Genomic DNA, 26,909 nt, shown 5'->3' with positions numbered 1-26,909 from the left:
CCCATTTCGTACGACAGCGTAACCACGACGCGCGGACGGATCAGGGGGTCGGTTCAGAGGGATGCGACCAGCGCCACGACTGTGGCTGCCAGGGCCGTGGCCACGCCTACCTGTAGTACCGGGGCACCCAGCCCGGGCGGGGTGGCGCAGATGAGCGGCAACGCCGCGGGGAGGAACACCACGCCGCCGAAGACGCAGCCGCCGCACACCAGCAGGACGGCCGCCGTGTAGCAGGCGCCGTTGAAGGCCCGTGAGCTGCGGACCAGCAGCGGAACGGCGCTGACCAGAAGATACGGGACCGATTCGAGGAGCAGATTCGCCTGCCCGAACCTCAGGGTCAGCGCCGTTGCGATGACGACACCGTATGCGGGTGCCAGCGCCGCCATCGCGCGACGGGGCCGCCCTACCGCCAGCCACGTCCGGGGCGCCTTCCTGATCATGATCATCAAGCTGTCCAGCAGCGGCGACTCGGGCAATGGGCCGCTTCACTCGGTGGGCTCACAGAGCTGCCTTGACTGCTTTCGCGTACGCGCTCTGGCCGTACTTGTTCGGGTGGAAGCTTCGCTGGTCGGGGGTGGTGTGGGTGCCGTTCAGCACCGCGCCGTTGAGATACTCCGCGTTCTTGCCGCAGAGGCTGTGTGCGTTGAACTCGGTGGCCACCTTGGTGGCCGGCACGACCCGGATCTTGCGTCCTTCGCGGGCGAGTGTGGCGTTCGCGGCCGACACCGCGCCGGCGATGATTTTGTTGCCGCGGACCAGCACGTTGTTGAGGTACGCCACATCGGCCGCATTGACCGACAGCGGGATCCGGGCCGTCCCGCCCAGCTTCTGCGCCACACCGACCTGGCAGGACCCGCCGAGGGCGAACAGCCGGGGATAGCCGGCGACGATCACCTTGCCGGTCGGCGAGATCCGCCGCGCGGTGTCGGCGTAGACGTCGGCGAGCGTCCGGGTCGTGCCGGTCGGCGAGATCCGCATTCCGGCGGTGAGTTTCGTGAGACCGGCCTCGGCCGTGTCATGGCCCTTGCGACCGGGTGTGGAGCAGCCGAAGCCGCCAGGCGTGTAGTGGATCGGGTCGCCTACACAGTCCTTCAGGATGTCGGCGAATCCTACGTCGTTGCCACCGATCGTGTACGTGACGAGCTTGGTGGTTCGCGACAGCCACAGCATCTGCGCCCGCTCGGCCGGGTTGCTGCCGTTGGTCTGGTAGAAGTCGATCGCCCGCGCGCCGGAGCATGCCGCGAACTTCCACTGCGCACCGCTCAGCCGTTTCGCCGCCGCGATCGTGGTCGGCCAGCCCACGCTGGACCGGTGACATCCGGTGGTGCCGCCACTCTTCTGGTCCGGCCGCTTGGTGTCGGAGAAGAAGGTGTTCTCCGGGGAGCCCTCCCCGGACGAGTAGGAGTCGCCCATGGCGACATAGGCGTATCCAGGCACCGAGACCGGCGTGATGGTGAGCGCGACGTTGGTCAGGTCGCAGTCGGGATTGCCGCCCGAGCTGACGTTCAGCACGATGCGGTCACCCTTCTCGGCCGGTATCGAGGTCACCGAGCGACCGGTGATCGGCGAGGCCGTCCCGCCGTTGTCGAAACCGCCGCGAGCCAGCTCCCAGTAGGCCGAACCCGCCCCGGCGGGCAGGAGCGCGAGCCGCCAGTCGATGCCATTGCCACAGCTCTTGTCGGCGTCGGAGATCAAGCCGGTGATGCTGACGGGCTGGTCGCCCGGCGCGGTCCACATCACGATCGCGTCGTTGGCCATCGGGTGCACCGTCAGCCCGTGCGCCGGGATCGAGAACGGCGAAGAACAGGTGCCGGCCCCCGCCACGACGTGGTTGTTGCTGTTGTAGCCGGCCGACGGCAGCCCGGCCGGGTCGCTGAGCGCCTGCAACCCGGCGATGCCGCAGTTGCCGGTGGTGTACGTGGTGAGCGGGCGATAGGTCGTCGCGTCGAAGCCGCTGCCCTGGGCGAACGTCCAGGGCGCGGTGTTCGTCACGGTGGCGAAGGCGTCCCCGGGACGCCAGACCTGAGTGGCGGCCGAGGCCGGGGCGGCGACGCTGGTGGCTGCGGTCAACGCGGCGAGGAGAACGGCGGTTTTACGGCGAAACACGACTTAAATCCCGTCGGTCGGATTTGAGACTCCAGCCAACCGCAGCCGTGATGGCCTGTCAGCATGCGCTCAGCCGGGGTGCACTGGCCGAGCGGTCGGCTCGCGGGACCGGTCGGTTTCCAGGACGATCCGTCAGGCTTACGCCGTTCAGGCTGCTCGCCGGCTCGGCGCGACCCGGTATTAGGCTGCGTCCGTTTCCGCGGAGATCGAGGTCGTTTCGGTCGTCAACGCTGCGCCGGGGACGGTGTTCGACCTGGAGCTCGACGTTGACGTTCATGCCGCGTCCCTGGCCGGGAGCCGGGAGACCGCGACGACGGCCGCGGGCCGCCGCCGGTTGGGGCTCGGTGACGAGGTGACGTTCAGGGCTCGGCACCTCGGTGTGTGGTGGCGGATGACGAGCCGGATCACTGCCTATGACCGGCCGCGGCGCTTCGTGGACGAGCAGACGCGTGGTCCCTTTCGGTCGATGCGGCACGAGCACTGCTTCGAAAATCTTGGAGACGGGCGCACGCGGATGACGGATCGGATGACGGTTCGGGCGCCGCTGGGAGCGTTGGGTGCGGTGGTGACCCGGATCGTGCTCACGCCGTACCTGAAAAGGTTGTTGAAAAAGCGAAGCGTCCACATCGCACACTTGGCCGAGGCGGCTCATTCCCGGATTCGTGCCAAGGAGTAGTTGCGCCAGGGTGGGCGTGACGGGCGGCGATAGCGTCGGGGCGCGGTCGGACAGCACCGCATCGCCGCACACCACGCACGGGGGAAACATGAAATCGATCAAGGCCGGCTTGGCTGTCGCCACGGGTCTGCTCCTGCTGCCCGGCCTGGCGGCCACCGCGGCCTCCGCGGCACCGGCGTCCGCTCCGGTTGCGGCCGTCGCCGCATCGGCCGCCACTCCCAAGATCAACGGTACGTTGTACTACGCCAAGGAGCAGTCCGGCGGCCTGAAGTTCGTCTCCTACCGCAACGGCAAGCAGCGCACCGTGCTCAGCGGCTACCCGGCGTACTTCGCCGAGTTCTCGCCGGACGGCAAGCGGCTGGCCTACGTGACCGGAACCGGTCTGCTCCGGGTGGCGAACCCGGACGGCACCCACGTCCGCAAGCTCACGCTGAAGGTGGCACCGGTCGGCTTCGGACCGAACTGGACCGCCAACGGCAAGGGTCTGATCGTCGCGCGGAAGTCCGACAACAAGGCCGGCGTCGTGCAGATCTCGACCGGCAAGTTCACCGCGTTGCCGCGCAGCCTGCAGAGTAAGGGCATCCACTACCGGATGACCGGCGACGGCAAGCGTTACCTCTGGTCGGACGGCACGGGCGGCATCTGGTCGGCCCGGGTCAACGGGACCGGCGTCACGCGGGTGCCGGTGCTCGGCAAGTTCGACCGCAACAACCCGAAGAAACTGCGGGCGTACGACATCGTCAGCACCAACCGCGACGGCAGCCGGATCACCGTCGACCTGATCAAGGGCGACGAGACCGACGGTGACATCGGCAGCGGCGAGGTGGCCGACACCGTGATCAACACCAAGACCGGCAAGGTTGTCGCCCTGCCGGTGCGTGGCGCGGTGTCGCAGGTCCTGATCCAGTCGAACGGCACGCTGCTGGTCCGCAGCGGCCCGGCGAGCAAGCGGGTGCTGACGCTGGTGTCCGCCAAGGGCAAGGTCCTGGCGACCAAGGCCGAGCCGGCTGCGCTGCGTAACCTGACGCTGCGCGACTACCAGTCCTGATCCTGGGCCGTTTCTGACCGGGACCAGCCTCTTCTGGCGACAGGAGAGGCTGGTCCCGGTCGGTGTCTGCCCAGGTCGTCACGCCTGAGGGCTTGTCCTTGCCGCCGGTCAGCGGCCGGGCGCTATCTGTCGTCCGGGGGCAGGTCGGCCGCGGAGAGCGCTGTCATCCGCGTACCGGAAAGGGGTGGACCGGAAGAAGCAGCGGACCGGGAGCGGCAGGTGTCCGGGAGCAGGAACCAGCGCAGCTTCTCGAAGGCCGGCGGCAGATCCGCATGCGTTCCGTCGGCCGGGACCGGCCGGGCGCTCATGAGCCGGTGGGCCTCGATCAGATAGCCGGGCAAGACCTCCTCGCCGGCCCGCGCGGTCGGGGGCGGGGGCATGGTGACCGATCCGTCCGCCGAAAGCCGCAAATCGGAAAGCCGCAGCGGTGGGGGAGTGGCTCGGCGGTGGGTCCACCGGCCGGACCGGGGGTCGAAGCAGTAGTCGGGCAGCAGCCGCGCGCCGTGCCGGGCGATCAGCGCCACCGCGTCGATCAGGTAGTCCGCGACGGTGTCCGAGATGAAGTAGTTCAGGTTCAGGCGGCTCCAGCCCGGTTTGATGCCCTCCCAGCCGCCGAGGATCTCGTCGCGGAACTTGCGGGAGTGGGCCTCGTCGATGCCGAGCAGGCGGTGGCCGTAGGGGCCCGCGCACGAGCAGCCGCTGCGCGCCTGGATGCCGAACACGTCGTTGAGCAGTGCCGCGACGAAGTTGTGGTGCAGGAAACGGCCCTCGGCGCGGATCTGGAACGACACGATCGACAGGCGGTCCGCGTCGACGTCGCCGAGGATCGCGATGTTCTCCTCGGCCAGCCAGCGGGCGCGGGCGCGCTGCCACAGTGATCGTTCCCGGTCGGCGATCAGGTCCGTGCCGACCGCGTCCTTGACCGCGAAGACCAGGCCGGCCCGGATCGACTCGACGATCGCCGGGGTGCCGCCCTCCTCGCGCGCCACCGGGTCGTCGAGATAGCGGTGGCCGGTCGGATCGACGTAGGCCACCGTGCCGCCGCCCGGGACGACCGGGACCCGGTTGGTGAGCAGCCGCCGGTCGACGACGAGCACGCCCGGGGTCTGCGGTCCGCCGGCGAATTTGTGCGGCGACAGGAAGACCGCGTCCTTGCTGTTCATCGAGATGGGTACGTACGGACCGGCCGCCGCGTAGTCCCACACCGACAACGCACCGTGCTCGCGCAGCACACCGGCGACCGCCGTCGTGTCGGTCAGGATCCCGGTCACGTTCGAGGCGGCCGAGAAGCTGCCGATCCGCAGTGGCCGATCCGCGTACGCCCGCAGCGCCGCCCGCAGCGCGCCCAGGTCCACGTGCCCGGTGCGATCTGCGTCGATCTCCACGACGTCGGCGATCGATTCCCGCCACGGCAGCTCGTTGGAGTGATGCTCGTACGGCCCGACGAACACCACCGGGCGCTCCCGCCGCGGGATGTGCGCGCGCAGGTGGTACCGGTCGTCGAGCTGCTCAGGCAGCCGCAAGCCCAAGATCCCGGTCAGCTTGGCGACCGCCGCCGTCGCCCCCGAGCCGCAGAACAGCACGACGTGTTCGGGACCGGCCCCGACACTGCGGTGGATGAGCGCGCGGGCCTGTTCACGCAGCGCCCCGGTCTGCGCGCCGGTCGCGGACGCCTCGGTGTGCGTGTTCGCGTACCGGGTGAGCACCTGGTCGCGGAGGAAGTCCTCGACGAAGTCCAGCGCCTGCCCGGACGCGGTGTAGTCGGCGTAGGTGATCCGGCGCGGCCCGTACGGCCCGTCCAGCACGTGATCGGCTCCGAGGAGCCCGTTCCGGATGCGGTTCAGCATGTCGCTCACCTCAGGATGGGCCGGTCCCGGTTCAACCGCCGGTTGCGCCGATTCTGCTCGGCTGCACCCCGGCGCGGCTACCGTCAGGTTCGACGGCACGCCGGCCGAGGAAGGACCCAGTGAACATGGAGTCCGCAACCGGGCCGGGTGTCAAGCAGAAGGTGCACGCCGCCGTCGTGGTCGGGGCGCTCGGGATCGTGTTCGGGGACATCGGGACCAGCCCGATCTACACGCTGCAGACCGTTTTCAACCCGGACGACCCGCACCCGGTGCCGGTCAGCACCGGGAACGTCTACGGGGTCGTCTCGCTGATCTTCTGGTCCGTGATGATCGTGGTGACGCTGACCTACATCACGCTGGTGATGCGCGTCGACAACGACGGTGAGGGCGGCATCATGGCGCTCATCGCGATGCTGCGCCGCTGGGGTGGCGCCGCGAACAGCCGGGCGGCGGGACTGCTCGTGCTGGCCGGAGTGTTCGGCGCGGCGCTGTTCTTCGGCGACAGCATGATCACGCCGGCCATCTCGGTGCTGTCCGCGGTGGAGGGGATCAAGGTGGTCGAGCCGGGGCTCGGTGAGCTGGTGGTGCCGGCCACCGCGGTGATCATCGTGATGCTCTTCGCCTTCCAGCGCAAGGGCACGGCCACGGTGGGCCGATTGTTCGGGCCGGTGATGATCGTGTGGTTCCTGACCATCGGCACGTGCGGCGCGATCGGCATCGCCGGCCACCCGGGGATTCTCCGGGCGCTGTCCCCGACGTACGCCATCGGGTTCTTGTGGGGTCATTTCGGGATCGCGTTCTTCTCGCTCGCCGCGATCGTGCTCGCGGTGACCGGCGCGGAAGCGCTTTACGCCGACATGGGTCATTTCGGTCACCGGGCGATCGCGCGCGGCTGGCTGCTGCTGGTGCTGCCCGCGTGCGTGCTCAGCTACCTGGGCCAGGGCGCGCTGATCCTGCGCGATCGTGGCGCCATCGGCAGCCCGTTCTTCCTGCTCGTGCCGGCGTGGGGACGGCTGCCGATGGTGCTGCTGGCCACGGCGGCCACGGTGATCGCCGCCCAGGCCGTGATCACCGGCGCCTACTCGGTGGCGTCGCAGGCGGCGCAGCTCGGCTACCTGCCGCGGCTGCGGATCGCGCACACCTCGGCGTCCACGATCGGTCAGATCTACGTGCCGGGGATCAACTGGCTGCTGATGGTCAGCGTGCTCACCCTGGTCTTCGCGTTCCAGAGCTCGGCCGCGCTCGCGTACGCGTTCGGGATGGCGGTGGTCGGCACCATCACCATCACCACGCTGCTGTTCTTCGCCCTCGCGCGGGTGCACTGGCACACCCCGCTGTGGCTGGTCTGCCTCGGCGCGGGCGTGCTGCTCACCATCGACCTGCTGTTCCTGGCCGCGAACCTGACCAAGCTCGCGCACGGCGCCTGGCTGCCGCTGCTGATCGGGCTGACCGCGTTCACCGTGATGACCACGTGGCAGCGCGGACGGCAGGCGGTCACCCGGGAACGGGAACGGGCCGAAGGCTCGCTGTGCGGGTTCATCGACCTGTTGCGGGCGGATCCGGGATCGTACGCGCGGGTGCCCGGCACCGTCGTCTTCCTCAACCGCGGCAAACAGACCACGCCGCTGGCGTTGCGGGCCAACGTCGCGCACAACCACACCCTGCACGACCAGATCCTGATCGTCTCGATCGAGACCCTGCCGGTGCCGCACGTGCCCGACGAGCAGCGGATCCGGGTCGACGACCTCGGGTACGCCGGCGACGGGATCCTGCACGTCAGCGCGCGGTTCGGCTACATGGACAGCCCGGATCTGCCCTCGGCCCTGCGGCTGCTCGCGCCGGAGCAGACCGAGGGGCCGGTCGCGCTCGACGAGGCGTCGTACTTCCTGTCGACGGTCGAGCTGGTGCGTGGCCCGGCGCAGACGATGGCGCCGTGGCGGAAACGGCTGTTCATCGCCACGTCCTACCTCACCGCCGACGCCGCGGAGTTCCTCGGCCTGCCCCGCGACCGTACGGTGATCATCGGGTCGCGCATCCAGGTGTGAACGCCGGTCAGGAGCGGGTGCGGGCCATGTGGCGGGCGGCGCGCAGGCCGAACACCACGGCCGGGCCGATCGTGGAGCCCGGGCCGGGATAGGTGCGGCCCATCACCGAGGCGGAGTTGTTGCCCGCCGAGTACAGGCCCTCGATCACCGAGTCGTCCTCGCGCAGCGCCCGGCCGTCCGCGTCGGTGACCACTCCGCCCTTGGTGCCCAGGTCGCCGATGACGACGCGGTAGGCGGTGAACGGGCCCTTCACCAGGGGACCGAGGCACGGGTTCGGGTGCACGGTCGGGTCGCCGTAGTACCTGTCGTACGCGGAATTGCCGCGACCGAAGTCGCCGTCGACACCGGAGCGGGCGAACCCGTTGAACCTGGCGACGGTGGCCCGCAACCGGCCCGGGTCGATGCCGAGCTTGCCCGCGAGCGTGTCGAGATCGTCGGCCGTCACCATGATCCCGGCCTCCCGCATGGCCTTGTTGTTCTTAGGATCCAACGCGAAGGTACGAAGGTAGCGCCGGGCGTGGCGCCCGTCCGCGATCATCCAGTACGCGCCGTCCCTGTCGTGCTCGAGCATGTGATGACCGAGGTCGACGTAGGACTCCGACTCGTTCGCGAACCGGTCCCCGCGGCTGTCGACGATCATCGAGTACGGCAGCGAGCGCTCGCCGACGATGAACGCGGGAGTGTGCCCGGCGGTCGCCGCGACCGAGCCGCCCCACCACGCGTCGTCCATCAGCTCGACGGCGGCGCCGGCCTGCTGGGCGATCTCGATCGGGCGGCCCAGGTTCGCCGGGTTGCCGGAGGGCGCGCCGTCGATGCCGTGGTGCTTGCGCCGCCACTCGGTGTTGAACTCGAAACCGCCGCCGGCCAGCATCACGCCGCGGGTGGCGTGCACGGTCACCGGCTGCCCGTCGCGGGTGATCCGGACCCCGATGACCCGGCCGTCCTCGATCAGCAGCTCCTCGAGCGGGGCGTCGAGCCACAGCGGCACCTTGTGCTCGATCACGACGGCCCGCAGGAACGCGGTGGCCAGGCCCGCGCCGATGCCGACCAGCCGCTGGCCGCGGACCACGCCGCCCAGGGCGCGGAACACGAACTGGGCGCCGCGCAGGAAACCGGCCGGGGTGGACCAGGCGCGGCCGAGCAGCCACACGTCGTCGGTCTTGATCGGCATCCCGGCCGGCGCGCTGATCGTCTTCCACCAGTCGCCGATCACCTTCGCGTTGAGCGGCTTCACCTCGATGGCCCGGCCGATCTTGCCGCCGGGACGTTCCGGGTAATAGTCGGGATAGTCGGTGGAGCGGGCGAAGACCATTCCGTACTTCTCGGCGGTGGTGACGAAGTCCTCGATGCCGTCGACGAACGCCTCCTTGCGCTCGCGGGACGTGGAACGCCCGGTGTCACCGACGGTGGCGTCCAGGTAGGTGAGCGCCTCGGCGCGGGAGTCGCCGACCCCGGCGCGGCGCATCAGCGGGTTGTCCGGCAGCCACATGCCGCCGCCGGACATCGCGGTGCTGCCGCCCCACTTCGGGCTGCTCTCCACGATCAGCACGCTGAGCCCGGCGTCGACGGCGCCGAGCGCGGTGGCGAAGCCGGCCCCGCCGCTGCCGACGACAACGATGTCAAAGGTGTGGTCGGTCATGGGGGTCTCCTCCACGGCACCCGGCAACCGGACAGTATTGTCCGGTTGGTAGGTTGCAAGAATGCCCAGCTCTGGCGGTCGCGTCAATAGGGGTCCCGCCGCGGCCTCGGAAAATCGGCAGGCGATCCTCGACGCGGCGCGCCGGCTGTTCACCGAGCGGGGCTACCGCGTGCCGCTCAGCGCGATCGCCAAGGACGCCGGGGTGGGCCAGGGCGTGCTGTACCGGCACTTCCCGACCCGGCTCGACCTGGCGTTCGCGGTGTTCGAGGAGAACTTCGCGCAGCTCGAGGTGATCGCCGCCGACCCGGACGCGGGCGCGTTCGGCCGGCTCTGGGAGCGGATGGTGCACCTGACCGTGGAGTCCGCCGCGTTCGTGGAGATGGTCGTCGACGCCCGGCGCAGCACCACCGAGTACACCGGCGGCGAGCGCCTGCACGCGCTGGTGGGTGCCACGCTGCCGCGGGCGCAAGCCGCCGGGCTGGTGCCGGTCGGGGCCACCGTCGACGACGTGTTGCTGGCCCACCGCATGGTCTACGGCGTGATCGCGACAGTGGTGGCGCCGGCCGACCTCGCGCCGGCGGTGGAACGGGCGCTGCATCTGCTGCGCCGGGCGCCTTTCGGTTGATCCGGGCTGGCCGTTCGGGCCCGTGGCTGATCAACTGGATGGCCCCAAAGGCCCGGTAAGTACTCCTAAAGAGATCAACTTTGGCGTGGTGGCTATAGCGGACGAAAGGGACAAACCGTACGTTACGGAGGTCCCACTGACGCACCGCTAAGGATTGACATGCTCAAGACGCTTGCCACCGCCGCCACCCTGTTCGCCTCCCTCGCCGCCACCGCGGTACCGGCCGGTGCGGCACCCGCAGCGCCGCCGCGCAACCAGATGGTCATCGACGTGGTCTCCGCCAACGGGTCCGGCTGCCCCTGGGGCACCGCCGCCGTGACGGTGTCGCCGGACAGCAAGGCGTTCACCGTCACCTACAGCGAGTTCACCGCGCAGACCGGCGCCGGGGCCGGCCCGACCGAGTTCCGTAAGAACTGCCAGCTCGGCCTGAACGTGCACGTCCCGCAGGGCTACACCTACGCGATCGCCAGCACCGACTACCGCGGGTACGCCCACCTGGAGCGCGGTTCCTCGGCGACGCAGACCGCCTACTACTACTTCCAGGGCGAGCAGGGCACCAGCCGGATCCGGCACAACTTCGCCGGCCCGGCCGACGGCGACTGGCAGCGCACCGATCGGATCGGCGTCAGCTCGCTGGCCTACCTGCCCTGCGGCGAGCAGCGCTACCTCAACGTCAACACCGAGCTGCGGGTCAGCGGCGGCTGGTCGGACAAGAAGAAGACCAGCTTCATGACGATGGACTCCACCGACGGCAACCTCGACACGGTCTACCACGTCGCCTGGAAGAAGTGCTGATCCGTCACCGTGCCGGCCGCCTGCGGGACGGGGCGGCCGGCGGGGACGGGGCGCGCCGGAGCAACGGCCGGTAGAGGTAGCCGGTCACCGCGGCCAGCGCCGCCACCATCAGGGTCGCACCCACCACCACGGTGACGGAGGCATCCGGGTCGTGGCGTACGGCCATGGTGATCGCCATGCCGGTGACCGAGGCTCCGATCAGGGTGTAGGCGCCCAGCATCGCGTACATCGGCCGGCGTGCCCACGGCCGATGGCGCAGGGTGCCGATGCCGACGGTGATCGCAGCAGGGACGACGATGCCCAGGTCCATGAATTTGACCAGCCAGAACGCGGTAGGGCTGGACAGATACTGCACGCCCGCCGGGCGGTCACGCATGGCGTCCAGGTAGCTGGGCAGGTGCAGGCCCACCACGACGAACGCGGCGATGACCAGCAGCAGGATCCCGGCCGTACGATCGGCGCGCCCGGACGGGGCCGGCAACCCCGCCCCGGGCATGTCGCGCCACGCGCGCAGTGCGAGGGACACGGCCAGGAGGAACACCGTGAGAAGCAAGGGGAAGAACCGCTCGACGTTGCCGGGCCACCGCAGGAACTCGTTGCCGAGGATCAGCTGGGTGTAGGTGTAGGCCACGAAGATCGATGGTGCCAGGGCGAGCGCGGGCGCCGCCGGATGCCCGCGTGCCGCCAGGACACCGATGCTGATCGTGACCGGAACGACGACGGTCAGCGCGGCGGCGTCGCCTCCGATGATCTGGTTCAGGCTCGTCGGGGAGGTGCGATAACGCAGCACATCCGACACCAGTGGCCCGAGGAGCGCGACCGCGCCCACTGCCGTGCCGAGCGTCATCAGCCCGGCGCCGAGCGGCGCGCCCGTCGATCCTGCGGCGTGATGGTCCGGTGCTCGTTCCTGGTCGATCATGACGACTCCTGACCTGGGTGTCCGTCGCCGGGGTGAACGATGGCGTGTGCGCTCCGGGCAGGTGGAACGCACACGCGATCGGGTCTACCTGAGCCAGGAGCTACGCCGGACGAGCGGCGTGGCCGCCCACCGACGGCCGAACCCCCACGTGTTCCCGGCAGCGAGCAGGGCCAGCACGATCAGCACGGCGGCATAGACGAGGTGCTCGTCCATGAACGGGTTGGTCGCCGGCGGTAGCACCGCGGTCCACATCAGGACGGTCAGCAGGGTGCCGGCGGCGGCAGCGATCCGCATCCCGATGCCGAGGATCAGGGCGACGCCGATGCCGAGCAGAGCCGCCATGAACAGTCCGTCGACGACGGCGTCCCCGCGATCGCGTGGTAGAGGCCGGTGAACGGTCCGGTCGCGGCCTTGCCGAGGAAACCGGCGGTGGGGCTGCCGCCGTCCAGCCACGCGTTCGCGGCGGGAGTGCTCCGGCCCAGACCGAACAGTTTGTCGAGGAAGGCCCAGAGGAACACCCAGCCCAGCGCGAGCCGGATGCCGGCCAGCAGGTACCGCGTCGCGGTGGCCGTCCGCCCGGTGACCGAGAGCGTGGCGTCCGGCGCCACTGCGACGCCGGTCTGGTGCCGGGCGGCCCGCTCGGGCCGGTCCGTTGTGGTCGGGCGAGAGGTTTCGTGATCGTTGGCGATGTCGACCATCGCACTCACATTCCTTCGCATTGCTCATGACACGTGTTCCGCGACGCGTCCAGCGCGTCCACGGATGTATCGGAAGGCGGCGCCGCCGGCTCAGGGCGGGGGCCGTGCTCCTGTGCGGGGTCCGGGACATCCGGGCACGCCTCGGCTCCGGAAAGATCCACAATGTCGGGAAGACGTCGACGGTGGGCTCGGCGGCCACCGGAGGTCCCGGGCGACACCTCGACCGTACGCCTCGGCGACGCCGCCGGCACCACGGGGATCACGTGGGTTCTCCACCGGCCGGATCACCGTGACCGCGACGCTCGTGCCCGCCGCCACCACGCGGGACAGCAGCGCGGCCCCCGACCCCCGACGCGCCGGACCACGGCCGCGGTGCGCGTACGTTGAGACCTGCGAAGCTCGCCACCGGCGCCCAGACTCCCGCGCCGAGATCACCGTCGCGGATCCCCGCGCCCCGATCTGGTCCTCATCACCCGGCCCCTGGCGTCCTGTCGTCAGCAGAGCCGCCCTCGGCGGTTGAAGGGGAGTCACGGTGGAAACCGGCACGCAAACGCCCACGCGCGGCACTGTGTCCGCGTCGTTGCAGGTGAAAGGTGCTCTCGAGACCTTGGGGGTCACCGCACGAGGTCTCTCCGCGGCGGAGGCGGCGACCCGCTTGACACGCGACGGTCCCAACGAACTGCCGGTCGCCCGCGGTCCGTCGATGCTTCGTCGCTTCGCCGCCCAGTTCACCGATCTGTTCGCGGTGATGTTGCTGGTCGCGGCCGTGATCACCTTCGTCGCCTACCGGCTGGGCAGCCCGCGCGACCCCGGGAGTCTTGAACTGGCGGTGGCGATCCTGGCAGTCGTGCTGCTGAACGCGGTGATCGGATTCGGGCAGGAGTTCGCCGCCGAACGTACCGCCGAGGCACTGCGGGCCATGGTGCCGCACCGGACGGTGGTCCTTCGTGACGGCGAACGCGTCGACGCGCCGGCGGTGAGCCTGGTCGTCGGCGACATCCTGGTGCTCGCGGCCGGCGACGCGGTGCCCGCCGACGCCCGGGTCATCGAGGCGCACGGGCTCAGCGTCGACAACTCCGCGCTGACCGGTGAGAGCGATCCCGCCCGGCGTACACCCGACGCTGTCGCGGCCGGCATCCCGGCGCTGGACGCTCACAACCTGGTGTGGATGGGCACCATGGTCGTGGCCGGCACCGCCCTCGCGGTCGTCGTCGCCACCGCCAAGAACACCGAGTTCGGGCGCATCTACCAGCTCACCGCCACCACCCACGCCGAGCACAGCCCGCTGCAACGGCAGGTCACCGGCATGGCGCGCCGGGTCGCTGCCGGCGCGTTCTGCCTCGGTGCCCTGGTGTTCGCGATCCGGCTGCCGTTGGGCGGCCCGCTGGTGACCTCGTTCGTGTTCGCCCTCGGCGTGATGGTCGCCCTGGTCCCCGAGGGACTGCCGGCGACGATGTCGGTCGCCTTGGCCGTCGGGGTCCGGCGGATGGCACACCGGCAGGCTCTGATCAAGAAACTGGTCGCGGTGGAGACCCTGGGGTCGACCACGGTGATCTGCACCGACAAGACAGGCACGCTGACGAAGGCCGAGATGACGGTCCAGCAGATCTGGGTACCGGACCGGACCCACGCGGTGTCCGGGGTGGGCTACGAGCCGGTCGGCGCGGTCGAGAGCCCTGAGCCGCTGCTCGGCACGCTGCGAGCTGCCGTCCTGTGCTGCGACGCCAGGCTGCTGCCGCCGGACGCCGACGGCGGCTGGCGAGTGCTGGGTGACACGACCGAGGGCGCGTTGCTCGTCGTGGCCGCCAAGGCCGGTGTCGACGTCGGCGCGGAGCAACAGGCGGCGCCCCGCGTCCAGGAGTTCCCGTTCGACGCCGACCGCAAGCTGATGACGACGGTGCACCGCGTCGACGACACGGTCGTCGCATACGTCAAGGGGGCACCGCAGGAGCTGCTCGCCCGGTGCACCCACGTCGTGCAGGACGACCTCGGTGTCGTCGCGATCAGCGACGCGATGCGCGCCCGGGTGACCGCCGTCAACGACGACATGTCCCGCGACGCGCTGCGTGTGCTCGCCGTCGCCTACCGGCCGGTCTCGGCGGGCATGGGGCAGGCCGGCACCGAGCAGGACCTGATCCTGCTCGGACTCATCGGCATGCTCGACCCGCCCCGTCCCGAGGTGTCCGCGGCGATCGCGACCTGCGAACGCGCCGGCATCCGGATCGTCATGGTCACCGGGGACTCCGTGCTGACCGCGGAAGCCATCGCCCGCAAGGTCGGGCTCATCGACCGGGCGCACCCGCGCGCGCTGACCGGCGCCGACCTCGACGGCCTCGACGAACAGCAGCTCCGGGCGCTGGTGGCCGACCCCGCGCCGCTGCTGTTCGCCCGGGTCAAACCGGAACACAAGATGCGCGTCGTGTCCGCGTTCAAGGACCTCGGGGAGATCGTCGCCGTCACCGGTGACGGCGCCAACGACGCTCCCGCCCTGCGCCGCGCCGACATCGGCGTCGCGATGGGCGCTTCCGGTACGGACGTCGCCCGCGAAGCTGCCGTCATGGTGCTGCTGGACGACTCGTTCGCCTCCATCGCCGCCGCTGTCGAGCGCGGACGGTCGGTCTATCAGAACATCCGTACCTTCCTCATTTACGTGTTCACCTCCAACATCGGGGAACTCGTGCCGATCGTCGTGGCGACGCTCGCCGGGTTCCCGCTCGTCCCGCTGTCCGCGGTTCAGGTCCTCGCGATCGATCTCGGATCGGACGTGCTTCCCGCGCTCGCGCTGGGCACGCTGCAGCCCGAGCAGGGCACCATGGACCGGCCACCACGCAGTCCCCGCGAGTCGCTGTTCTCGGCCACGGTCGTCCGCAGGATCCTGTTCCTGGGCGGTATCCAGGCCGCCGGGGTCACCGCCGTCTTCTTCTGGCACATCCACAGCGCCGGGCTGCCCTTCGACGCCGTCACCGCGGCGAACCCGGTCTACCGGGAGGCACTGACCATGAGCCAGGCCGGCATCGTGGTCAGCCAGATCTTCGTCGGGCTGACCGTGCGCAGCGACCGGCTCAGCATCGTCACCCTCGGTCTGCGGTCCAGCGGCCGGATGCTCGCTGCTCAGGGGCTGAGCCTGGTGGCGATCTGCGCGATCAGCTACGTCCCGCTGCTGCAGCGCGTGTTCCACACCGCACCGCTGGCCGCGGCAGACTGGGCCCTCCTGGTGGCCTGTGGCGCTGTGCTGCTGGTCGCGGACGAAATTCGCAAGCTGTTTCTGCGCTCAAGAGAAAAACTCTGACACGGGCTGTCCCGGCACCGGGAAATCAATTTTCGTGAGGTTTTTTATGGGGGTGCAGGCGTGCGAAGGTGGCGGATTCATCGCAGCGTGTCCGGGAAAGGACAGCGAGCACTATTGTATTTTGTGCCTGGCGGAGCGCACCAGGTATAGGGTTTCAGGAAACCGGCGTTCGACGCCCAGTGCCGTGCCGTAGGCCGGATCGTTCCGGGGTGCTGCCGTCTTTTTCGGTATGCGCCCTGGCCTGTGGCCTCGGAGGGACATCGTGATTAACGCCGTTAAGGCCGGAACTGCCGCGCAACGGGTGGAGTTGGCCGCGATGCTGGCGTCGACTCATGACGCGATAATCGGCTCCACCCGCCTGGACGTGATCAACAGTTGGAACGCCGCCGCGACCGGCCTGTACGGGTATTCGGCGGAGGAAATCATCGGGCAGGCCCGGCAGGCGATCATCGCACCGGATTTCCGGGCGAAGGAGACCGAGGCCCTCAACCGGGTGCTGCGGGGTGAGCCGACCGAAAAATATGACACGCAACGGATATGCAAGGACCAGTCGGTGCTCGCGGTGTCAGTGACGATGTCCGCGATTCTCGACGACGCCAACGCTGTCGTCGGCGTGGTGATGGTGTCTGCTCGCCAGGGCGAACCGCCGGAGGCGCAGGACAGTTTCGACGCCTACGTCGATCGATCTTCGCAAAACTCGGCCCCGGGCAGCGGCTTGACGACCAGCCACATCCAGCTCGCCCAATCGCAGCAGAATCAGCGTCTGGAGGTTTTGGGACGCCTCGCCGGCGGGGTGGCACACGACTTCAACAACCTGCTCGCGGTGATCCTCAACTACGCCGCGTTCGTCTCCGAGGAATTGACTGCCGCCTGCGAGTCGCCACCCGACTGGCAGCAGCGGCTGCACACCGCGCAGCGCGACGTCGGACAGATCGAACGCGCCGCGCAACGTGCCACGGCGCTGACCCATCAATTGCTGGCCTTCGCCCGGCGTGAGGTGGCCCAGGCCCGGGTGATCAACCTCGACGATGTGGTCGGCGAGGTGGAACAGCTCCTGCGCCGGACCCTGGGTGAGGACGTCGAACTGCTCATCGGCCGATCCGACGAGCTGTGGCCGGTCCTGGCCGACCCGGGGCAGGTCGAACAGATCCTGGTCAACCTCGCGGTCAACGCCCGCGACGCGATGCCCGGCGGCGGCACGCTGCGCATCGACACCGCCAACATCACCGTCGACACCGAATCGATCGCCGGCGGAAGTCCCGCACCGGCCGGCCGCTACGTACGGCTGCGGGTCGGCGACTCCGGCACCGGCACGCCGGCCGAGATCGTCGCCCACGTGTTCGAGCCGTTCTTCACGACGAAGCGCGATGCCGGTGGCACCGGCCTCGGTCTGGCCACCGTCTACGGGATCGTGACCCAGGCCGAGGCCACCATCGCCATCAAGTCGGCACCCGGCGCCGGGACCACCTTCACCATCATGTTGCCGGTCACCAGCAAGGCCGCGATCGGGATCGCCGAACCGGCACCGTACTACCGCGTCCCCGCCGGGGAGACCGTTCTCGTGGTGGAGGACGAGGAAGCACTGCGGGAGGTCACCGAACGGATCTTCACCCGCAGCGGATACCGCGTGATCACCGCCGGGGACGGCGTGGCCGCGATCGCTCTGGCCACCACCCACGTCGGCGAGATCCACCTGCTCGTCACCGACGTCGTGATGCCCCGGATGCGCGGCAAGGAAGTCGCCGAACGGGTTCGGGAGATCCGACCCGACATCGCGGTCCTGTTCATGTCCGGCTATGCCCAGCCGGTCCTGGCATCCCAGGGCCGGCTCGAGCCCGGCGCGATCCTCGTCGACAAGCCGTTCTCCAGCGCCGAACTGCTCGCCAAAGCCGGCCAGGTCCTGAACGGGAACTTCCCGGGATTCGCGACGATCCGACACGACGAGGGAACAGCATGACGGCACCGATGAGCGTCGACGGAACCGAAGCCACCGTGGCGGCGGAGGTGCCGATCGGGGCGGCCGAGGCCCAGGCTCTCGACGACGCGGTCGCGACGGCGGGAGATGCGCCGTCGATCCTCAACACGCAGCCGTGGCGCTGGCGGCAGCACGGTCACGTCCTCGAGCTTGCCCTTGACCCCGCTCGCACCCTGGCGGTCGCCGACCCCGATCGCCGGCTGGCCACCGTGAGCTGTGGTGCGGCACTGCACCATGCCCTGGTCAGTCTCGCGGCCGCCGGCTGGCACACCACGGTCACCCGGGCACCCGGCACCGGGTCGTCCGGTCACCTCGCGACGGTGCGCGTCGGCGGGCGGATCCCGATCGAACCGGAGTCGATCGCTCGTCTGCGGGCCATCGGGCTGCGATACACCGACCGGCGACCGGTCGCCGGCGTGCACCTCGACGCCGACAAGCTGCGCCCGATCGTCGCGGCCGCGGCATCGCAGGGTTCCTCGCTGCTTCTGCTGCGCCCCCGTCAGGCCTTCGAGCTGGCCCGGGCCGCCGATGACGCTCATCGAACCGAGACCGACGGACCGGCCTGGCAGGCGGAGCTTCAGCGGTGGGCCGGCGGCGTTCGTCCTGGTGACACCGGCCTTCCGGGCGCGGTGCTCCCGTCCGCGGCCGCGCCGGCCACGGTGGTCCGCCGCGACTTCGGTCACCGCGGCGACATGCTGGTCGGCGAGGCGAACGATCGCAGCGCGGCGTACGGGATCCTCTACGGGGATGAGGACCAGCCGCTGGACTGGATACGCGCCGGCGAGGCACTGTCCGCGGCGTGGCTGACGGCGACCGAACTCGAGGTGGCGGTCCTGCCGTTGAGCGCGACCATCGAGGTCCCCGCCAACAGGGAGGCCGTGCGTGAACTGCTCGACGGCGCCGGCCACCCGTTCCTCGTCCTGCGCTTCACCGCGCTCGACCCCACCGCCGCTGACGGCCCGCACACCCCACGGCTGTCCACCGGCCAGACCGTCGAGCGAGCGGCGACCGACGCACCCACCCCGCCATCTGACCTACCCGAGGAGGACCTGGTGAACGAGAACCTCGATTGCGGCGACCTGCCGGAACGGCACATCCCGTCCATCAACGAAGAACTCGTTCACCAGGGCGAATGCGGCCGTGTACATCTGCCCACCGGAGACACGTGCACGTTGCACAGACATCATGACGGCTCGTGTCAGTTCGTGATGCTCGGCGGTGGACAGCCCGGCCGCTGACGGTGTGCGACGGCTGCCCGCACCAACCTGGCCATCGGCGAGCGGCTGGGACAAGCGTAGGGTCAGGGTGCCGCCGTGAACCTCGGTGGCTGGTAGTTGGCTGCCGCGGATCTCTTGGCGTTTCTTCGTCTCCGCAGTGATCAGGTGCGTTTTCGCACGGACTGTTCTCGCGTACGAAGTATCCGGCTACGGCCGAAGTCAGGAAACTCCCCATGGAACATGTGCGGATCATTCTCATCGCGGCCGGTGCGTCTCGTACCACGAAGGCACTCTGATGAACGACATCCTCGAGGTGGTGCACGGCGAGCCGCTGGGCACCGACGAGCTGCGCCGCATCGACGGCTACTGGCGGGCCGCGAACTACCTGTCGGTCGGGCAGATCTATCTGATGGGCAACCCGCTGCTGCGCGAGCCGTTGGAGCCGGCGCAGGTCAAGCCGCGGCTGCTCGGGCACTGGGGGACCACTCCCGGGCTGAACCTGCTCTACGCCCACCTGTCGCGGATCATCGCGGCCCGCGGCCGGGAGGTTCTCTACGTGACCGGGCCGGGTCACGGCGGTCCGGGTCTGGTCGCGAACACCTGGCTGGAAGGTACGTACTCGGAGGTCTACCCGCGGATCTCGCGGGACACCGTCGGCATGCAGCGGCTGTTCACCCAGTTCTCGTTCCCCGGCGGCATTCCGTCGCACGTCGCCCCGGAGACTCCCGGCTCGATCCACGAGGGCGGCGAGCTCGGCTACTCGCTGTCGCACGCCTACGGCGCCGCCCTGGACAACCCCGAGCTGGTCGTCGCGTGTGTGATCGGCGACGGGGAGGCCGAGACCGGGCCCCTCGCGGCGTCGTGGCACTCGAACAAGTTCCTCGACCCGGTCGGTGACGGCGCGGTCCTGCCGATCCTGCACCTCAACGGCTACAAGATCGCGAACCCGACGGTGCTGGCGCGGATCGGCGACGCCGAGCTGTGCGCGCTGCTCGAGGGGTACGGCCACCGGCCGTACCTGGTCGCCGGCGACGACCCGGCCACTGTTCACCAGCTCCTGGCGGCGACCCTCGACACGGTGTTCGACGAGATCACCGAGATCCAGCGGGCCGCCCGCGAGGACGGGGTCACCGATCGTCCGCACTGGCCGATGATCGTGCTGCGTACGCCGAAGGGCTGGACCGGCCCGAAGGTCGTCGACGGCCTGCAGGTGGAGGGCACCTGGCGCGCCCACCAGGTGCCGTTGACCGCGGCCCGCGACGACGCCGCGCACCTGGACGCCCTGCACGCCTGGATGACCTCGTACCGTCCCGACGAGCTGTTCGACGCCGACGGCGTCCCGCAGTCCTGGGTGGTCGACTGGCTGCCCCGCGGTGACCTGCGGATGTCGGCGAACCCGCACGCCAACGGCGGCCGGTTCCCACGCGATCTGGAGTTGCCGGAGTTCCGTGACCACGCGGTCAAGGCCGGCGAGACCGCCGAGGCGACCCGGGTGCTGGGTGGCTGGCTGCGCGACGTGATGACCGCGAACGCCGCTTACCGCAACTTCCGGGTGGTCGGCCCGGACGAGACCGAGTCGAACCGGCTCGGCGCGGTCCTCGACACCACCGGCAAGGCCTGGCAGGCCCGGGTCGACGACGTCGACCAGCACCTGGACCGGCACGGCCGGGTCATGGAGATCCTGTCCGAGACCACCTGCCAGGGCTGGCTGGAGGGATACCTGCTGACCGGCCGGCACGGCCTGTTCTCCTGCTACGAGGCGTTCGTCCACATCGTCGACTCCATGGTCAACCAGCACGCCAAATGGCTCAAGACCACCCGGCACCTCGGCTGGCGCAAACCCGTCCCGTCGCTGAACTACCTGCTCACCTCGCACGTCTGGCGCCAGGACCACAACGGCACCTCCCACCAGGACCCCGGCTTCATCGACCACGTCGTCAACAAGAAGGCCGAAGTGGTCCGGGTCTACCTGCCGCCGGACGCCAACACCCTGCTGTCGGTCGCCGACCACTGCCTGCGCAGCCGCGACTACATCAACGTCATCGTGGCCGGCAAACAACCCGCGCCGACCTGGCTCGACATGGACGCCGCCGCCCTGCACTGCGCCCGTGGCCTGGGCATCTGGGACTGGGCCGGCAACGACGACGGCGACCCCGACGTGGTCCTGGCCGCCGCCGGTGACGTACCGACCATGGAGATCCTGGCGGCCACCGACCTGCTGCGCCGGCACCTGCCCGACCTCAAGGTGCGGGTGGTCAACGTCGTCGACCTGATGCGCCTGCAGCCGGTCTCCGAACACCCGCACGGCCTGCCGGACCCGGAGTTCGACGCGATCTTCACCACCGATCGGCCGGTCATCATGGCCTACCACGGCTACCCGTGGCTGATCCACCGGCTGACCTACCGGCGCACCAACCACGACAACCTGCATGTGCGCGGCTACAAGGAGGAAGGCACCACGACCACGCCGTTCGACATGCTCGTCGTCAACGACATGGACCGCTTCCACCTCGTCATGGACGTCATCGACCGGGTTCCCGGTCTGGGCCGCAAGGCCGCCGTCCTGCGCCAGCAGATGGTCGACAAGCGAGCCGAACACCGCGCTTTCGTACGCCGTACCGGTGAGGACCTGCCCGAGATCCGCGACTGGGTCTGGCCGCACACGCCCTGAGCGGCATCCGACTCGACCACGAACCCACCTGGCGGCAAACACCATGACCGTACCGAATCTGCAGGTCGCACCGGACGCCTCCGGCACCTCCGCGTCATCGTCGTCGGGCGGCCTGTCGTCGCGGGAGGCCGCGCAGCGGCTGGCCCGTGACGGCGCCAACGTGCTGCCCGCACCCCGGCCCGCACCGCTGTGGCGAAGGATCGTCACCCAGCTGCGGGACCCGCTGGTGCTGGTTCTGCTCGCCGCCGCGGCTTTCACCCTGGCGACCGCCGACTTCACCGACGCGGCCGTCATCCTGCTCGTGATCGTCGTCAACACCACCGTCGGCGTGCTGCAGGAGATCAAAGCCGAGCGGGCCATCACCGCCCTGTCCGCCATGACCGCGCCCGCAGCCCGGGTGATCCGCAACGGACAGCAGGGCGAGGTCCCCGCCGCCGACCTGGTCGTGGACGACCTGCTGGTCCTGGCCGAGGGGGACGTCGTGCCCGCTGACGCCCGCGTCGTGGAGTCGGTGGCGCTGCTCGTCGACGAGGCGGCACTGACCGGCGAGTCCGCGCCGGTCGACAAGACCACCGGTGCGGACCCGCCGGCGGACGCGTCAACCCGGGTGTCGGCCGGCACCGTGGTCGTGCGCGGTCGCGGACAGGCCGTCATCACCGCCACCGGCGCCGCCAGCGCACTGGGCCGCATCGCCGCCATGCTGGTGACCGCACCGGAGCTGACCCCGCTGCAGCGCCGCCTGGCCGGTGTGGGCCGGCAACTCGCCGTCGGCTCGTTGCTGCTCTGCACGGCGGTCCTCGCCCTCGGCCTGGTGCGCGGGCAGCCGCTGCAACTGATGATCATCACGGCGATCAGCCTGGTGGTCGCCGCGGTACCGGAGTCCCTGCCGGCCGTGGTCACCCTCAGCCTCGCCCTGGGGGCCCGGCGGATGACCGCCCGGCACGCGGTCATCCGGCGCCTGCCCGCCGTGGAGACGCTCGGCTCCGTGACGATCCTGGCCACCGATAAGACCGGCACCCTCACCGAGGGCACCATGGTCGTGCGCCGGCTGTGGACCGCGCACGGTGACGCGTCGGTGAGCGGTTCCGGATTCGCCCCGGACGGGCGGATCCACCGCGACGGCGCGGACGTCTCCGCCGATCAGGCACCTGACCTTCAGGAGCTGTTGCGAGCCGCGGTGCTCTGCAACGACGCATCGCTGCGCGCGCCCGGCCCCGGCGACGACTGGCTGGCTGTCGGCGATCCCACCGAGGCCGCGCTGCTGACCGCCGGCGGCAAGCTGGGCATCGACGTCGCCGCGACGCAGCAGGCGGCACCACGTGCTGGTGAGGCGCCGTTCGACAGCGACCGCAAGCGGATGAGCACCGCACACCGGCTGCCCGGTGGCCACCTCCGGATCGTCTGCAAGGGCGCACCGGAGTCGCTGCTGACCCCGGAGATCCTCGCCGACCCGCCGGACCTGCTGCGCCGCGCCGCCGACCGGGCCGAGACGTTCGCCGCGGGCGGCTACCGGGTCCTCGCCGTCGCCCAGGCCGATCGCGACACCGTGCCCGCCGACGCGGCCGGCTTCGAACAGGGGCTGCGGCTGCTCGGCCTGGTCGCGATCCTCGACCCGCCGCGCGCCTCCGCGGCGGCCACCATCGCCGCCTGCCGGGACGCCGGCATCACCCCGGTCCTGATCACCGGCGATCACCCGGCCACCGCCGCCGCGATCGCCGTCGAACTGGGCATCATCGCGGCCGGCGACGAGGCGGTCGACTGCCGTACCACCGAACCCGGCCCGGCGGCTGCTCGCGGCGTCCGGGTCTTCGCCCGCGCCACCCCGCAGCAGAAGGTCGCCATCATCGACGCCCTGCGCAGTGCCGGTGAGGTCGTGGCGATGACCGGCGACGGCGTCAACGACGGCCCGGCGCTGCACCGCGCCGACATCGGCGTGGCGATGGGCAAGCGCGGCACCGAAGTCGCCCGCCAAGCCGCGGACCTGGTGCTGGCCGACGACGAACTCGGCACCGTGGTGGCCGCCGCGGAGGAGGGCCGCCGCGTCTACGCCAACATCCGCCGCTTCCTGCTGTACGCCCTGTCCGGTGGCGCCGCCGAGATCGCCGTGATGCTCGCCGGACCGTTCGCCGGCCTGCCGCTGCCCCTGCTCCCGGCCCAGATTCTCTGGATCAACCTGGTCACCCACGGGGTGCCCGGTCTGGCCATGGGCAGTGAACCGGCCGACCCGGCCGCGATGCGCCGCCCGCCCCGCCCGCCGGCCGAGACCGTGCTCGGCGCCGGGCTGTGGCAGCGCATCCTGCGGGTCGGCGCGGTCATCTCCGTGGTCACCGTCGGTGTCGGCTGGTGGGCGCACGCCACCGACCGGCCCTGGCAGACCCTGACGTTCCTGGCCCTGGGCCTCACCCAGCTCGCGGTCGCCGTGGGATCACGTGCCCGGCCCGGCAGCCGGGCCAACCCGATGCTGTTCGCCGCGGTCGGCATCGCCCTGCTGCTGCAACTCGCCGCGATCTACGCGCCACCGCTGCGCGAGCTGCTCGGCACCACACCGGTCACCGCCGCCGACCTGCTGATCGTCGCGGCCGTCGCCACCCTCGGGTACGCCGCGATCCGCCTCGACCGTCGTATCCACCCGGCGCCGGAAACCGGCGCGGGCCTCACCCCGAAAAGGTTGTCATGACCGAGCAGACCGCAGAACACCACCGGTGAGGACCGGCGGGCGGTCGCAACCGCCGCGGCCTCCGTACCTGGTCACCACCGGAACCGACCGGCACGCCGTGTCGGTGGGTGTCACCGCGGACGCGAGCACCACGGTGGTCGAGCTGACCGTGCACGGCCGGTGGTCGCCGGAGCTCGCCGACCAGGTGATCGTCACGCTGCGGATGTGCCTGGCCGGGCCGGCCGCGGTGATCATCATCGATCTGCACGACGTGGGCGACCTGCACGGCGTGAGCGGCGGGTTCTGGGCGGCGGCGGCCCGGGCGGCTCATCTCGGGCCGGCGCCCGCCCAGCTCGTGCTGTGCCTGCCGGCGACGACCATGCTGGATCTCCGGGTACGCAACGGCGACGGCCCGCCGATGCCGGTGTTCGCCACCATGGCCGACGCGCGGCGGGCGGTGGCCGGTCGGCTCGTGCACGGATCGCGGCTCCAGGCCCGGCTCGGTCCGCGACCGTCCTCGGTGGCCGCCGCCCGCGACCTCGTCGTGCAGGCGTGTCACCGCTGGCATCTGCTCCCGTTGCAGGGCGACGCCTGCCTGGTCGTGTCCGAGCTGGCCGCCAACGCCGTGCAGCACGCCGGCGGCGACCTGGTGGTCACCGTGTCGCGTAGCGGCGCCCGTCTGCACCTGGCCGTCCGGGACGGGGACAGCCGATACCCGCGCCTGCCCGGTCCGGCCCGCGACGACGGCCCCCTTCCCCTGGCCGAACGGGGAAGAGGGCTGCCACTCGTGCACGCCGTCGCGATGGCCTGGGGCGCCCTGCCGGCCCGGGCCGGCAAGGTCGTCTGGGCCACGCTGTCCACGGCTCCGGGGCGGGTCAGCCCGTGACGGGGCCGGCAAGGGTGTCGGGGACACGGCTGACGGGCGGGTCAGCCCTTGACCGCGCCGGTCAGGCCGCCGACGATGCGGCGTTCGAAGAGGCTGAAGAAGACCAGTGCCGGGATCATCGACAGTGAGGTGAACGCCAGCACCTTCGCGGTGTCCACCGAGTACTGCGAGGCGAACGCCTGCACGCCCAGGGGCAGGGTGAAGGTGTCCTGGTCGTTGAGGATGAACAGCGGGAGCAGATAGCTGTTCCAGCTGCCGACGAACGCCAGGATGCCGGTCGTGATCAGCCCGGGCACCGAGAGCGGGAGCACGATCCGCCAGAAGAAGCCGAGCCGGCTGCAACGGTCGAGCGCCGCCGCCTCCTCGAGTTCCTTGGGGATCGCCCGCAGGAACGGGACCAGGATGATGATCGTCGTCGGCAGGCCGAAGGCGATCTGCGGGAGGATGACCCCGGGCAGGGTGTTCACCAGGCCCAGGTTCTTGATCAGGATGTACAGCGGGGTGATGGCGACCGTCGCCGGGAACATCAGGCCCGCGGCGAACAGCGCGTACATCGCGCCCTGGCCCCGGAACCGGTAGCGGGCCAGGACGTAGCTCGCCATCACCCCCAGCAGCAGGACCCCGGCGGTCGTGGCGGTCGCGACCATCGTGGAGTTGCCGACCTGGCGCCAGAACGTGGAGCTGGTCAGCACGCCGGTGTAGTTGCCGAACACCCACGGGGCCGGCAGCCCGGCCGGGTCGACGGTGATCTGGGAGTTGGTCCGGAACCCGCCGACGATGATGTAGAGCACCGGTCCGAGCGTGACGCCGATCAGCAGCAGGACCGCGACGTACCCGATCGGGTTGCCCCAGCCGCTGTCCGGCCGCGGCCGGGACTGCGTGGCGATGGCCATGTCCTACCGTCCTCCGGTGAGCGCGCCGTCGGTGTCCCGGCGCAGCACGAAACGCTGGTACAGCAGCGCGATGATCATGGAGATGATGAAGAGGACGACCGCGACCGCGTTGCCGTACCCGTAGTTGCCCGCGTTGCGGCCCTCGGTGACCATGTACGTCGCCATCGTCGAGGTGCCGGCCGTCGACGCGACGTACTGGCCCCAGATGATGTAGACCAGGTCGAACAGCTGCAGCGCACCGATGATCGACAAGAAGGCCCAGATCCGTACGGTCGGTCCCAGCAGCGGCAGGGTGATCCGGCGCTGGGTCTGCCAGTACGACGCGCCGTCCACCGCGGCCGCCTCGGCCAGCTCCTCCGGGATGTTCTGCATGCCGGCCAGGAACAGGATCACCGCGAAGCCGACGTACTTCCAGGTCAGGATCAGCATCAGGGTCCAGATGGCGAGGGCCGGATTCGCCAGCCAGTCCTCGGTCAGCCCGCCGAGCCCGATCGAGCGCAGGACGTCGTTGACGGCTCCGTTGGTCTGCAGCAGCAGGGCCCAGGCCGTCCCGACGATGACCTCGGCGATCACGTACGGGACGAAGATCAGCACCCGGATGACGGACCGGCCCCGCATCCTCCGGTTGAGCAGCAGGGCCAGGCCGACCGCGATCGGGCCCTGCAGGACCAGCGAGAGCACGACGATCAGGGCGTTGTGCCAGAGCGCCTCACGGAACGCGGTGTCCTGCAGGATGGTGACGTAGTTGTCGAGGCCGACGAAGGTGGTCGGCGGGCCGAAGCCCTTCCACCGGTAGAAGCCGTAGTAGGCGGCCATCAGCACCGGGAAGATCACGAAGCCGAGGAACATCAGGATCGCCGGGCCGGACAGCGCGGCGATCTCCAGGCGTTGGGCCCAGCCGATGCCGCGACGGCGAGAACGCAA

General features: G+C 70.3%; 18 protein-coding genes and 1 pseudogene. 11 read left to right on the top strand and 8 right to left on the bottom strand.

Annotation, left to right across the window (positions count from 1 at the left end; translation table 11 throughout):
• Positions 1-53 precede the first annotated feature (53 nt).
• Positions 54-386, bottom strand: coding sequence for a hypothetical protein (locus ADL15_RS03875; RefSeq protein WP_157441145.1), 333 nt, complete (start codon positions 384-386; stop codon positions 54-56).
• A 112-nt stretch (positions 387-498) separates the two neighbouring features.
• Positions 499-2,106: an SGNH/GDSL hydrolase family protein gene (locus ADL15_RS03870; RefSeq protein WP_157441144.1), complete on the bottom strand. Its 1,608-nt coding sequence runs from the start codon at positions 2,104-2,106 to the stop codon at positions 499-501.
• Positions 2,107-2,311: 205 nt separating this feature from the next.
• Between ADL15_RS03870 and ADL15_RS03865 the strand changes: the two genes are divergently transcribed.
• On the top strand, positions 2,312-2,782 hold the full coding sequence (locus ADL15_RS03865; protein WP_067685181.1) for an SRPBCC family protein: 471 nt from the start codon (positions 2,312-2,314) through the stop codon (positions 2,780-2,782).
• 88 nt (positions 2,783-2,870) lie between these two features.
• Entirely contained in the window at positions 2,871-3,830 is a 960-nt protein-coding gene (locus ADL15_RS03860; RefSeq protein WP_067685180.1) for a TolB family protein, read from the top strand.
• Between the two features lie 122 nt (positions 3,831-3,952).
• Here the strand turns inward: ADL15_RS03860 and ADL15_RS03855 are convergent, their stop codons facing one another.
• On the bottom strand, positions 3,953-5,677 hold the full coding sequence (locus ADL15_RS03855; protein ID WP_083970913.1) for an aminotransferase class V-fold PLP-dependent enzyme: 1,725 nt from the start codon (positions 5,675-5,677) through the stop codon (positions 3,953-3,955).
• Positions 5,678-5,802: 125 nt separating this feature from the next.
• On the opposite strand from ADL15_RS03855, the gene ADL15_RS03850 reads away from it, so the two are divergent.
• Positions 5,803-7,722, top strand: a complete 1,920-nt coding sequence (locus ADL15_RS03850) for a potassium transporter Kup (RefSeq protein WP_067685179.1) — start codon at positions 5,803-5,805, stop codon at positions 7,720-7,722.
• A gap of 7 nt (positions 7,723-7,729) precedes the next feature.
• Here ADL15_RS03850 and ADL15_RS03845 read toward each other — a convergent pair whose 3' ends face one another.
• On the bottom strand, positions 7,730-9,361 hold the full coding sequence (locus ADL15_RS03845; RefSeq protein WP_067685178.1) for an FAD-binding protein: 1,632 nt from the start codon (positions 9,359-9,361) through the stop codon (positions 7,730-7,732).
• Between the two features lie 61 nt (positions 9,362-9,422).
• Between ADL15_RS03845 and ADL15_RS03840 the strand changes: the two genes are divergently transcribed.
• Both ADL15_RS03840 and ADL15_RS03835 read left to right on the top strand, forming a co-directional pair.
• Positions 9,423-9,986 (top strand): TetR/AcrR family transcriptional regulator, encoded by a 564-nt coding sequence (locus tag ADL15_RS03840; protein WP_067685177.1) that lies wholly within the window; start codon positions 9,423-9,425, stop codon positions 9,984-9,986.
• Positions 9,987-10,145: 159 nt separating this feature from the next.
• Positions 10,146-10,781, top strand: coding sequence for a DUF4360 domain-containing protein (locus ADL15_RS03835; RefSeq protein ID WP_067685176.1), 636 nt, complete (start codon positions 10,146-10,148; stop codon positions 10,779-10,781).
• Between the two features lie 4 nt (positions 10,782-10,785).
• On the opposite strand, the gene ADL15_RS03830 is transcribed toward ADL15_RS03835, so the two are convergent.
• A complete protein-coding gene (locus ADL15_RS03830; RefSeq protein WP_067685175.1) occupies positions 10,786-11,700 on the bottom strand; it encodes a hypothetical protein in 915 nt (304 codons plus the stop codon).
• Positions 11,701-11,784: 84 nt separating this feature from the next.
• Positions 11,785-12,398 (bottom strand): annotated as a pseudogene (locus tag ADL15_RS03825) (hypothetical protein).
• Between the two features lie 532 nt (positions 12,399-12,930).
• Here ADL15_RS03825 and ADL15_RS03820 point away from each other — a divergent pair.
• The 6 genes from ADL15_RS03820 to ADL15_RS03795 all read left to right on the top strand — a co-directional run bounded on the left by ADL15_RS03820 (position 12,931) and on the right by ADL15_RS03795 (position 25,092).
• A complete protein-coding gene (locus ADL15_RS03820; protein WP_338025514.1) occupies positions 12,931-15,687 on the top strand; it encodes a cation-translocating P-type ATPase in 2,757 nt (918 codons plus the stop codon).
• Positions 15,688-15,949: 262 nt separating this feature from the next.
• Positions 15,950-17,644, top strand: coding sequence for a hybrid sensor histidine kinase/response regulator (locus ADL15_RS03815; protein WP_232343879.1), 1,695 nt, complete (start codon positions 15,950-15,952; stop codon positions 17,642-17,644).
• 8 nt (positions 17,645-17,652) lie between these two features.
• Positions 17,653-18,900, top strand: a complete 1,248-nt coding sequence (locus tag ADL15_RS03810) for an Acg family FMN-binding oxidoreductase (protein WP_198170508.1) — start codon at positions 17,653-17,655, stop codon at positions 18,898-18,900.
• Positions 18,901-19,174: 274 nt separating this feature from the next.
• Positions 19,175-21,550: a phosphoketolase family protein gene (locus ADL15_RS03805; protein ID WP_067685173.1), complete on the top strand. Its 2,376-nt coding sequence runs from the start codon at positions 19,175-19,177 to the stop codon at positions 21,548-21,550.
• A gap of 43 nt (positions 21,551-21,593) precedes the next feature.
• Entirely contained in the window at positions 21,594-24,227 is a 2,634-nt protein-coding gene (locus ADL15_RS03800) for a cation-translocating P-type ATPase (RefSeq protein WP_067685172.1), read from the top strand.
• A gap of 25 nt (positions 24,228-24,252) precedes the next feature.
• On the top strand, positions 24,253-25,092 hold the full coding sequence (locus ADL15_RS03795; protein ID WP_083970876.1) for an ATP-binding protein: 840 nt from the start codon (positions 24,253-24,255) through the stop codon (positions 25,090-25,092).
• Between the two features lie 41 nt (positions 25,093-25,133).
• Here ADL15_RS03795 and ADL15_RS03790 read toward each other — a convergent pair whose 3' ends face one another.
• Together ADL15_RS03790 and ADL15_RS03785 are read right to left on the bottom strand one after the other, a co-directional pair.
• Positions 25,134-25,985, bottom strand: coding sequence for a carbohydrate ABC transporter permease (locus ADL15_RS03790; protein ID WP_067685171.1), 852 nt, complete (start codon positions 25,983-25,985; stop codon positions 25,134-25,136).
• 3 nt (positions 25,986-25,988) lie between these two features.
• Complete coding sequence (locus tag ADL15_RS03785; protein WP_067685170.1) at positions 25,989-26,909, bottom strand: carbohydrate ABC transporter permease; 921 nt, start codon at positions 26,907-26,909, stop codon at positions 25,989-25,991.

The organism is Actinoplanes awajinensis subsp. mycoplanecinus (genome assembly GCF_001509495.1).
In the GTDB taxonomy this organism is placed as follows: Bacteria; Actinomycetota; Actinomycetes; order Mycobacteriales; family Micromonosporaceae; genus Actinoplanes; species Actinoplanes palleronii.
The sequence above is the reverse complement of the archived record's forward strand: the minus strand, read 5'-3'. Positions and strand labels throughout refer to the sequence as shown.

Coding starts and splice junctions, on each gene's coding strand:
- ADL15_RS03875 (WP_157441145.1), bottom strand. CDS start 386: ATGGCGGCGCTGGCACCCGCATACGGTGTCGTCATCGCAACGGCGCTG.
- ADL15_RS03860 (WP_067685180.1), top strand. CDS start 2,871: ATGAAATCGATCAAGGCCGGCTTGGCTGTCGCCACGGGTCTGCTCCTG.
- ADL15_RS03855 (WP_083970913.1), bottom strand. CDS start 5,677: ATGCTGAACCGCATCCGGAACGGGCTCCTCGGAGCCGATCACGTGCTG.
- ADL15_RS03850 (WP_067685179.1), top strand. CDS start 5,803: ATGGAGTCCGCAACCGGGCCGGGTGTCAAGCAGAAGGTGCACGCCGCC.
- ADL15_RS03845 (WP_067685178.1), bottom strand. CDS start 9,361: ATGACCGACCACACCTTTGACATCGTTGTCGTCGGCAGCGGCGGGGCC.
- ADL15_RS03840 (WP_067685177.1), top strand. CDS start 9,423: ATGCCCAGCTCTGGCGGTCGCGTCAATAGGGGTCCCGCCGCGGCCTCG.
- ADL15_RS03835 (WP_067685176.1), top strand. CDS start 10,146: ATGCTCAAGACGCTTGCCACCGCCGCCACCCTGTTCGCCTCCCTCGCC.
- ADL15_RS03830 (WP_067685175.1), bottom strand. CDS start 11,700: ATGATCGACCAGGAACGAGCACCGGACCATCACGCCGCAGGATCGACG.
- ADL15_RS03810 (WP_198170508.1), top strand. CDS start 17,653: ATGAGCGTCGACGGAACCGAAGCCACCGTGGCGGCGGAGGTGCCGATC.
- ADL15_RS03805 (WP_067685173.1), top strand. CDS start 19,175: ATGAACGACATCCTCGAGGTGGTGCACGGCGAGCCGCTGGGCACCGAC.
- ADL15_RS03800 (WP_067685172.1), top strand. CDS start 21,594: ATGACCGTACCGAATCTGCAGGTCGCACCGGACGCCTCCGGCACCTCC.
- ADL15_RS03790 (WP_067685171.1), bottom strand. CDS start 25,985: ATGGCCATCGCCACGCAGTCCCGGCCGCGGCCGGACAGCGGCTGGGGC.